The organism is Desulfosalsimonas sp. (assembly GCF_046483245.1).
Classification (GTDB): Bacteria; Desulfobacterota; Desulfobacteria; order Desulfobacterales; family Desulfosalsimonadaceae; genus Desulfosalsimonas.
The window spans coordinates 1-10,017 of record NZ_JAWODO010000088.1; the positions used below are offsets into that span (position 1 = coordinate 1).

A 10,017-nucleotide genomic window follows, 5' to 3' on the forward strand; every position below is an offset into this window, starting at 1 on the left:
ACGGCCCTGTCCCTGGACATCCCCTTCTGGCCCCAGCTTCCCCGGCTCAGTTATTACGAGGACATGTATGTCCAGGCAGCCGAGCATTTCCCGGGCATTGTGCTGGATGTGGAAAACCGGAAACTGTCTTTTTCCGGAGAAAAATTCGCAGAAGAACTCGGTGATGTCATGGACCGGTTTGATGATCCGGATGTCTTTGATGTCAGCCCGGATTATTCCGTGGTGTATCACAAGTTTCTAGAAATGGATTTATCAGACCGCCCGGCCATCCGCGGCCAGCTGGAGGGGCCGGTGAGTTTCGGGTTTAACGTGGCGGATGAAAACGACCGGCCCATATTGTTTGACGACTCGGTGCGCCCGTTTATGTTCGAGTTCATGGCTCGGCGGGTCAATGTGCAGTTAAACCGGCTCAAGGAAAAAAACCCAAACGCCTTCATGTATGTGGATGAGCCCGGCCTGCAGTTTCTGTTTTCCGCTTTGTCCGGCTACGGCGACGTCCAGGCCAAACAGGACATGGAGATGTTTTTCTCCCTTATTGACCGCCCCCGGGGGGTTCACTTGTGCGGCAATCCGGACTGGGATTTTCTGCTCAGCTTAGACATTGATATCCTGTCTCTGGATGTCTACACCAATGGAGAGATGTTTTCCTCCTATGCCAAATCCGTCAAGCGGTTCCTGGACCGGGGCGGAGTGCTGTGCTGGGGGCTTGTGCCCACCAATGTGGAGCCCTTTGAAAAGGAATCCGTGGACAGCCTGGAAAGCATGCTCGAAAATCTCTGGCAAAGCCTTTATGCAAAGGGCATTGACCGTGACCAAATGCTGGCCCAGAGCCTGCTTTCCCCGGCCACCTGCTGCCTGATCAATCCTGATATCGAAAAAACCGTGGAAAAGGGCTTTGCCGCGGTAAAGCACCTGTCTGAAAAACTGCGGGACAAATACGGGCTCACCGGTTGACTTGCCGGCACAAGCGTGCCATTGAAATAAACCATGCCTGATAACAAAATATTTTACGGCTGGTACATTGTCGGCGCCTGTTTTCTGTTTGCCGGGGCGGGGTTTTATTCCTTCAGCATTTTTATCGAGCCCATTGAAAAACAATTCGGTTGGAACCGGGCGGCCATATCACTGACCATGTCCATTTACCCTGTCACCGGCGGTCTGATGGGCCCGGCCACGGCCGGCTGATCGGCTGCTTCGGGTTTTCCATGGGCGGGGGGAGTGATTGTTTTGCTGCCCCTGGTGGTGGGCCATTTCTGGGGCCTGCTGTCCTACGGGGTGCTGCTGGGTGTTCTCTGGGTGGCCAATGCCTTCGGCGGAGCCACGGGTACCTTTGTTTCCGGGCTGGTATATGTTGGACGGGCTCTTACAACAATGCCCTGTACCTGTTTGTCGCCGCCTACATGGTCTCCATTGCCGCATTTTTTGCAGCAGCAATTCCCGGGCGCGCTTGCGGCGAAAAACCTTGCTGATTGCGAGAGGATCAGAGTGCTTTCCAGGGCCTTGTTGATATCAAGGGCCACTTTTTCCTCGGTTCCCGGATGGGAGAAATCCTTCCTGGATTTGACAATGCCGGAAACCCGGTTGACGCCCTGGAGGGTCTGCTCCACTGCGTCGGGTACTTCCCGGCTGAGAAATTCAAGGTCCGCATCCGCGACTGCTTCATTGATTCCGGCAATGCAGTCCTGGGGATCGCCGCCTTTGACGACTGTGTCTGCAAGGTTGCCGTATTTTTCCAGTACATGGAACCGGATAACCCTGTCAGACGTGTTGATCTCGATTAAAATCGAAGAAATGGCAGACAGCAGGGCTTCCATCTCGTTATGGGATTGACTTCGGCAATCACGCCGCTGCTGCCGTCGATGACAACAATGGCCGTATGCACGGAGTCTATCATTGCTTTGAGCTGTTTGCAATAATATTTGCCTTGAAAAACAGGCTTGTCGTGTCCGTCTTCCATACCAGCAAATTAATCGTTTCCCCGGTGCTGTCAAACAGGAGCGCAAAAGGGGCCCGGTGCAGTGTCTCACTATGTGCCGGAAGTTCACCGCCGGATCAGTGTTTTCCATGGAATCAGCATGGGGACGGCTTTCTGGTAGTCTCGGTATGGCCGGCCGAAATCGCGCACCAGATCCTTTTCCTCCAGCCATGCCCCGGTGACAATCCATCCGCTCCAGAGCACGTTGAAAACAAGCCTGTCTGCTGTAATATCCGGACAGGACCAGATCATCAGCAATGTAAAGAAATACAAGGGGTGCCGGACGAATTTGTAGGGCCCCCGGGTTGCCAGCCTGTCTATCTCCGACTGCGGGTTTCCGGCACGCAGCAGAAGCGAATGGTTGTCAAAACCGTCAACTGAGCGCAGTGTGCGCCCACCCCATGCAAAACCGGCAACCGAGGCTGCAAAAACCATCCGGAATGCCAGGCGGCTCACACCTTCGGCTGAAAACAGCAAACAGGAACTTTTTTGCCATGCAGTCAGCACAATTAAAAGGACTGCCGCCGATGACAGGGAAAATAAAACCCCATGGTAAGGCTCCCGAAGACATTTGCGGGCCCGGACCCGAAACCATTTTCTGACCATGATGCTGTGCTGGAGGAAAAATGCAAGGCTAAGGCCGGCATTCAACAATAACGCCCAGCAAAAACTCAGGCCGAGGTCCAGGACAGAAAAAGAGCCTGCATAAAGAAAGGCCGCAAACCAGAGCAGTGACCCGGCGCTCAGAACCAGGGATATCAAGGCCACAACTTTGGCAATGGTATGATTTTCAGATTTTGCCATGCTGGGAAAGATAACACAGAAGTTCTTTTCTGCGAACCGGCTTTCCCCGCAGTGGATTTGAACCGCCCGACCCCGCGCCAATCCGTGTCAGCAGTTATCAGTTGCCCAAAAGCCGTATTCTGGCTCTGCTGATCCATACGTAGATTACCGGTACGTAGATCAGGGTCAGCAATGTGGACACGGCAAGCCCGGAGATGGCCACCACGGCAAGGGGGGAGAGCCTTTCCAGTCCCACGGCCAGTTCCGCGGCAATGGGGGTCATGCCGGCGATGGTGCTCAATGCGGTCATGAGAATGGGCCGGGTTCTTCTGCGGATGCCGTCCTCCACGGCGGTCATGAGTTCGGTTCCCTTTTTGCGGGCGTTTTCAATATAGTCAATGAGCAGAATGGAGTTGTTGACCACAATGCCTGAAAGCAGGATCATGCCCATGGCCGCGGGCATGCAAAAATGCCGGCCGGCCATCAGCATACCCCAGGGCACGCCGATAAAAGCCAGGGGGATGGCGGACATGATCATCACCGGATGAGCCCAGGATCGGAACGTGACCACCAGCACAAAATAAAGCAGCACCAGGGCCATGCCCAGGCTGCCGCCCAGCCGGGCAAAGCTTTCTTCCATAAATGAGATTTCACCGGTATGTTCGATGCTGTATCCGCCTGGCAGGTCAATATCGGCCACCGCCTCCTGCACCTGACCGTGAAGAAAGGAGATGGGCGCTTTGGCCCGGTATGCGATCACGTCCACTGTGGGCTGCAGATCTTCCCGGGTGATCCGGGTCTGTTTCCAGTCCGTGCGGATCTCTGCAATTTCTGCAAGGGGGATCGGCCCGTTTGGTGCAGGCACCTGAAGGGTGGACAGCGCGCCCACGGCATCGACCTGCTCCGGGTTTAAGCGTATTTGGATCGGGTATCCGTCCTGGCCGGGGACACGGAACAGGGCCGCCTGTTTTCCGCTTGTGGCGGCATTTAGAAAATCGGCCGTGTCCTGCTGGGATATGCCGTATTCAGTCAGCTTTTCCTGGTTTAATGCAATGATGAGTTCGGGTTTGGAAAAATCCCAGGTCCGGGAAATGGATTTTAAGCCCTTGACCTGCCCGAGACGCTGCTTGACTTTGTCTGCCAGTTGATCCAAAATTTGCGGGTCTGGCCCGGAAATCCTTACATCCACTGGCGCGGCAATGGCTGAAAGCGGCGTGGCCCCGTAGTCAAACACGTGCACGGTTTTCAGACCCGGTATTTGTGCAAACGCCTGCCGCAAATCCGCCTCGATCTCCCACAGGGTTTCCGGGCGCTCAAACCGGTTTTTAAAATGCACGGTCATCAGTCCTTCCTGGGGGGTCTGATCGGAGCCGAAGCTGATCACCGAAGGTTCCGCGCCAACAGCCGTGGACATCCGGACATATCCCGGTGTTCCGGTGATGACCTGCTCCATTTGCTTTACCACCTGCCGCGTGCGGTCCATTGACATATTGGGCCAGGTTTCAAAGGATACCTTGAGGATTCCCGTGTCCATGGGCGGCATCAGGTCCCGGCCGGCCAGGGGCATCTGCCGCAGCCCGGCAATCAGGGCTGCGATCAAAAGAGGGGCTACCAGAAAAAACCACCGCGTGGTCCCGGCGCGAAATGCCCAGAGCATAAACTGCTGCAAGGGGGCGAGTATGGCGTCGCGTACCCGCTGGAGCCCCTGTTCCAGCCTGTTTGGGGTATTTCCCGTCTTGAGCAGGCGCCTTGCAAACAGCGGAATTACGGTTACTGAGGCGATAAACGAGCTGGCCAGGGCCAGGGAGAGCACCACGGTCAGGGGGCGCAGGATTTTCTCGGAATAGCCGCCCACAAACATGATGGGCAGCAGCACCGAGATGGTGGTGACAGTGCCGGCGAAATCAGCCAGAAAAATTTCCTTTGTGCCGTCAATGGCTGCCCTGAGGCGGGTTTTGTCAGCCGGCGCATTGTGGCTGTCAATGTTTTCAATCACTACGATGGCGTCATCCACCAAAAGTCCTACTGCCAGGATAACGGCGGTTAGGGTCACAATGTTGAGCTCGTAGCCGATGAGCTTCATGCCCGCAAATGTCAGCAGAAAGGTTACGGGAATGGATACGGCTGCCAGCAGGGTGATGCGCACCCGGGCCAGAAACAGGAAAATCACGCACACGGTCAGGATGACCGCATCCCGCAGGGAGGTGACCAGGTTGCCCACAGAGGTTCGGATCAACTCGCCCTGGGTGTCGGCCACCTCAAGGGACAACTGGGCAAATTGTTTTTTGATCTGCGGCAGGGCGGCTTCCACGGACTCCAGGGTGTCGGTGACATGGCCGCCTTCGGCCCGCAGGATGTTAATGCCGATGGCGGCCTTGCCGTTGCCGTGAAAAAAGGAATCCAGGGTTTGATGGGTGGTTTTGATTTCAGCAAGGTCGCGCAGATATACCCGCCCCTTTTTTCCGGTGGCCACCACCACCTCGCCGAGCTGCTCAGCGTGTTTTTTCTCGCCTTCGATTTTGATCAGCACCCGGTCCTGGTCCCGAAACAGGGTCCCGCTGGGGGTGTTTTTGTGCTGTTGGGAAACAGCGGCCAGCACCTGGGTGATGGAAAGGTCGTATCCCGCAAGTTTGTCCCGGTCCACCGATACCCGGATTTCGGGTTTGTAGCCGCCGAAAACCTCGGCATCGGCCACGGAATCCAGGCGCAGAAGCGCTTCCTGGATTTCGTTGTCGGCCAGCTGACGTACTCGGGCCATGGACAAGTGCGATCCGGTCCCGGGGGATACGGCCAGGGTGAGCACCGGAGCGGTGGCATCTGAGACCCGGAAAATCCGCGGGGGCAGCATGTCTGCAGGCAGAGAGGGAAGAATCCGGTTTAAGGCGGCGCTGACATCCGGCACCGCGGCATCCAGCCCCTTTTCATACTCGAATTCCGCCCTGACCGCAGCGGTTTCATCGCGCACGGTGGCTTCAACGCGCCGGACTTGGGCAATGCCTGCCAGTTCCTTTTCCACCTGGCGCGATACCCGGTCGGTCATGTCTTCGGCTGAAGCCCCGGGCCATACCAGCAAAACCGCCACCTGGGGATAATTGGCGTCCGGAAACAGGTTTAAGGGAAGGGTCCGGAAACTGATCAGCCCGAAGACCACCCCCAGAAACAACAGGGCCGTAATCCCGTGCGGGTTTTTGAGGTAGGCCTCAACCCGGCTCATTCTGCCTCCCGGGTCCCGCGGGCGTTGACAGGGGTTACCCGGGTATTCTCCCCGAGACGGATGAGCATGGATTCATCGCCCACGATCACCCGGTCAGCGGGCCGGAGTTTTTCTGAAATCACAGCCAGCCGGTTTTTCCCAAAAGCCGAAATATCCACATCCACGGGTGTTGCCCGCTGGTCGTCCCGGAGCACAAAGACCCGCCACTGGCCTTCATATTCCAGGGCCGCCTGCCTGGGGACAACCAGGGCCTCTGAAGCGCCAAAAACCAGGTCCACGCCCACAAATGTCATAGACGGCAGGTTAAAGGGCTTGACCGGAAGCCGGATTTCTGCCACTGCCATGCGGTTTTCATCGCCTGCCGGATAAATCTGGTCAACCGGGGCTTCAATGGTGCTGCTGCCATGCCGGATTTCGGCTGTGGTATGTTTGGATATCCGGTCTGCTGTTTGTGCGTCGAGATGGACCAGGACCCGGTATGCCCCGGCCGTGTTCTCGATTTGGTATAGGACCTGTCCGGGCGTCACCAGATCTCCGGGGTCCTTGTCCCGCCGGGTGACCACCCCGTCAAACGGCGCCTGAATTGTTGCGTATCCCAGTGATACCCGGGCGGATTCAATCCGGGCGCCCAGCGCCGACACCCGGGAGCGTGCGGATACAAATGCGCTTTGGGCCGCTTCCAGACTTTCCTCGGTTGCATGTCCCTTTTGGTAAAGCTCCTTTCTTCTCTCATAACGCTGTTTGAGATCCGCCAGGTCGGCTTTGGCGCCCTTAAGCTCGGCTTCCAGTCCGGAGAGTTCCTTTTTGAGCAGTCGGTCGTCAATCTCAGCAATAACCTGGTTTTTCCGCACCCTGTCGCCGGTGTCCACGTGCACGGAATCCAGATAGCCGGTGACCTGGGCGGCAATCCGTGCCGAGACCACGGGCTCGATGATTCCCAGGTAATGCCGGGTTTGCTCCACTGCGCCTGTTTTCACCTCGCTGACAGAAACAGGCAGGGCAGGGGCGGGCACCGTCTCCATTCCCGAAAGTTCGGATTTGCGTTGGCGCACCAGAAACACGGCCCCGGCGGCCAGCAGCAGGAGAATCAGAATCAGGAGGATTTTGGGTATATGCTTTTTCATGAATTTATCCTGCAATCATGGTTGCAAAAACAGATAATATTGTAAATATATGTATTACAGGATACTCATCGCGTCCTTGACTTAAATCAATTGCTGGCGCATTTTCCAAAAGACAATCGCTGGATTTTCCGGCAACAGGCTTGTTTTCAGGGAGGGCAGAATGGCAGGTCAACGGATTTCTTCGCTTTCATCCCCGGGACCGGACTTGATCGAACCGCCGGGCAGGCCATTGAAAACCGCATTGGCAGCCTGCGGCGTCTTTTTTGCGGCAGGGGTGGGCTATATTCTTTTTTCAAGCCATTTCGCGGCATTGACCGCTGCCACGGTTCCTGACCTGGCCTCCATTGAAAAAACCAAGGGCCTGCTGTTTATCGTTTTTACCACGGTTTTGCTGTTTTGCGTCATATATGCCATGCTGGTGCGTCTTGACCGGCAGCAGCGCAGGCTGCTGAATTTCGGCAATCGCCTGATTGCCGCCGAGCGGCAGGCCACGGCCCTTGTGCTGGCCGATTCGATTGCCCACGAGGTCAGCAATCTGCTCATGACCCTGGAATATCACGTACAGGAATTGGCGGATGCGGCCGGTGAAGAAAAAAAGGGCGCCCTGCAAAAGGTCAATTCCTCCCAGGACCGGCTTAAAGCACTTGCCCGGAGACTGGCCCGGGTCAGCGGCCGGGAGACGAGAAAAACGTATTTTAATCTTTTTGCCGCTGTCAGCGACGCCCTGGCCTTTGCGGAAAAGCACCGCAGCCTCCGTTTCTGCAAAATTGAGCGCACGGGGCCGGAGGATCTGATGTTTATGGGCAACCTGCTTCTGATCTATCAGATGATTCTTAATCTGGTGCTCAATGCCGCCGAAGCTGCGGGCGAAAAAGGCCGCATTCGGGTGGACCTGCTTGAACAGGACAATTTTGTGGTGACCGAAGTCCATGACAACGGCCCGGGCATTGCCCCGAACATGCGCAAAACCGTCATGGAAGCCTTTTATACCACCCGGAAAAATGGAAGCGGCCTGGGCCTGCTTTCAGTTGAGGCCTGCGCCCGGGCCCACCGCGGGGATGTGGAAATCCGTGATTCAGATCTGGGCGGGGCCTGCTTTGCCGTACGGCTGAAAAAAACACCGGCTGTCATTGATGATCAATAAAGCCACGCTGCCTGGTGCCGGGTTTTATCCGGCCTGTTTCCGGCCCGGGTTGAAAAGCCCGGTCTCACGATTGCGAGGAAGATATGGATACGGAATTGAAAGAAGAAATCACCCGGCTGCCCGAAATTCCCCCGGATGCGGCCATGGCGTATAAACAGCATCTGGGTGAAATGGGTGAAAAGGTCAACAAGCGCATGCGTCGCCGGCCCGAGCTGGACCTGTTGATCGGCGGACAGGCGTTTGCCGGCGTTCCGGAACTGGTCCAAAAGCTGGGGGCGGACGGATTTGCCCAAAGCCCGGAGCAGGCCGTGACCCTGGCGGATCAGGCGTTGTATAAGGCCAAGGATTCGGGCCGCAACTGGGTTTGCGCCCTTTAAAAAGGGCGCAGCGCCAAAAAAATCTGCATTAATAAATTGACAATTTTTTCCCAGCCGGTATTTTTTGTTTCATCATAATTTTTCCCAGCCCCTTATTGGCCGTTTACCGTAAAAGACCGCACCTGGAAACAGGAGGCTTATGAAAAGGAAACGACCCTATCTCAAGGCTTTTTTGCTGGTGGCCGCAGGCATTGTTATCGCCTTTCCGATTTTTTCAATGACCTACTACACAATGGTCCGGACCTCAACCCCGCAGTTCTGTGCTTCCTGCCACGAAATCGAATACGCTTACAATACGTGGCGAACTTCCACCCACGTCAACAACGCCCAGGGCTTTGTGGCCGACTGCATGGACTGCCACCTGCCGGCGCCCCACGACACTGTGGATTTTTTCTATAAAAAAACACTGCACGGCATCAAAGACATTATCGTTCATTTTACCATGGGTGAATACGACCGGGAAAAAAACCGGCAAAAAGCCTATGATTCCTTTGACAATGCCCAGTGCCAGAAATGCCATCGCAATATTTTGTATATCCCGGACAAGCGCGGGGCCATGCTGGCCCACCGTTCGGTGATACACGCGCTTCCCGGCCGGGAAAAACGATGCGTGGACTGTCATAAGGACCTGGTGCACAATCCCACCGAGGTCTACCGCTACAAACAGTATGAACTGAATTGATCAACGTGTGCATAAATGATGAATCATCATTCTTTTCTGACGTATGGAGGGCGGGTATGAAAAAGTTATTATTCGGCGCAGTGATCAGTGTCATGTTATTTTTACTGGTCTTGCCGGCTGTTGTATCATCGCAGGCCGAGCAGGACATGGCAAAGCAAAAGGAATTCCGCATTGAGCGCTCCATTTCAGAGCCTGGCATGGCCTGCATCCAGTGTCACAAGCAGGAACATCCCGGCATTTTCGGTGACTGGGCCAACAGCCGGCATGCCAATGCCAACATCACCTGCATTGACTGCCACCGGGCAGAGGAAACCGATCCGGATGTGAGCCGGGAGCATTTCAAGCAGTATGAAAAATCCGATTCCCAATGGGGCCGGAAACGATACCGGGTGCCTGTGGCCGGCGTGGTCACGCCCAAGGACTGCTCCCGGTGCCACCCGGACGAGGCCGAGCAGTACAAGCGCAGCAAGCACGCCAATACCCTTGAGATCATCTGGAAAATCGATCCGTGGTTAAACAAGGGCATGAACAGCGACTTTGAGCGGGCTTCCGGGTGTTTTTATTGCCACGGTACCGTTCTGAAAGCCGACGAGCAGGGCAATCTCGATCCGGAAACCTGGCCCAACGTGGGCGTGGGACGCATGAATCTCGACGGCAGCAAGGGAAGCTGCAGCTCCTGCCACACCCGGCACCGGTTTGCCGTCATGGAGGCCAGAAA

At 55.9% G+C, this 10,017-nt stretch carries 10 protein-coding genes; 6 read left to right on the plus strand and 4 right to left on the minus strand.

Features of this window, described 5'->3' with window-relative positions; all coding sequences use genetic code 11:
- Both R6U41_RS08295 and R6U41_RS08300 read left to right on the plus strand, forming a co-directional pair.
- On the plus strand, positions 1-954 hold a 954-nt coding region (locus tag R6U41_RS08295; protein ID WP_410269368.1), incomplete at its 5' end, for a hypothetical protein.
- Positions 955-987: 33 nt separating this feature from the next.
- The gene (locus R6U41_RS08300; RefSeq protein ID WP_410269369.1) at positions 988-1,185 is read left to right on the plus strand and encodes a hypothetical protein; all 198 of its coding nucleotides are present in this window, start codon (positions 988-990) and stop codon (positions 1,183-1,185) included.
- Between the two features lie 83 nt (positions 1,186-1,268).
- Here R6U41_RS08300 and R6U41_RS08305 read toward each other — a convergent pair whose 3' ends face one another.
- The 4 genes from R6U41_RS08305 to R6U41_RS08320 form a co-directional block, all read right to left on the minus strand.
- Positions 1,269-1,814, minus strand: a complete 546-nt coding sequence (locus R6U41_RS08305; RefSeq protein ID WP_410269370.1) for a hypothetical protein — start codon at positions 1,812-1,814, stop codon at positions 1,269-1,271.
- A gap of 227 nt (positions 1,815-2,041) precedes the next feature.
- Positions 2,042-2,779, minus strand: coding sequence for a methyltransferase family protein (locus tag R6U41_RS08310; RefSeq protein WP_410269371.1), 738 nt, complete (start codon positions 2,777-2,779; stop codon positions 2,042-2,044).
- Between the two features lie 97 nt (positions 2,780-2,876).
- Positions 2,877-5,972 (minus strand): efflux RND transporter permease subunit, encoded by a 3,096-nt coding sequence (locus tag R6U41_RS08315; RefSeq protein WP_410269372.1) that lies wholly within the window; start codon positions 5,970-5,972, stop codon positions 2,877-2,879.
- Positions 5,969-7,096 carry an efflux RND transporter periplasmic adaptor subunit gene (locus R6U41_RS08320; protein WP_410269373.1) on the minus strand — a complete coding sequence of 376 codons (1,128 nt, stop codon included), beginning with the start codon at positions 7,094-7,096 and terminating at the stop codon, positions 5,969-5,971. Before R6U41_RS08320 ends, R6U41_RS08315 begins: the two co-directional genes overlap by 4 nt.
- 160 nt (positions 7,097-7,256) lie before the next feature.
- Here R6U41_RS08320 and R6U41_RS08325 point away from each other — a divergent pair, with 160 nt between their 5' ends.
- The 4 genes from R6U41_RS08325 to R6U41_RS08340 form a co-directional block, all read left to right on the plus strand.
- Positions 7,257-8,240, plus strand: coding sequence for an ATP-binding protein (locus tag R6U41_RS08325; RefSeq protein WP_410269374.1), 984 nt, complete (start codon positions 7,257-7,259; stop codon positions 8,238-8,240).
- Between the two features lie 83 nt (positions 8,241-8,323).
- On the plus strand, positions 8,324-8,617 hold the full coding sequence (locus R6U41_RS08330; protein ID WP_410269375.1) for a hypothetical protein: 294 nt from the start codon (positions 8,324-8,326) through the stop codon (positions 8,615-8,617).
- 139 nt (positions 8,618-8,756) lie between these two features.
- Positions 8,757-9,299, plus strand: a complete 543-nt coding sequence (locus R6U41_RS08335) for a NapC/NirT family cytochrome c (RefSeq protein ID WP_410269376.1) — start codon at positions 8,757-8,759, stop codon at positions 9,297-9,299.
- Between the two features lie 56 nt (positions 9,300-9,355).
- The coding region (locus R6U41_RS08340; RefSeq protein WP_410269377.1) for a multiheme c-type cytochrome at positions 9,356-10,017 on the plus strand (662 nt) is incomplete at its 3' end.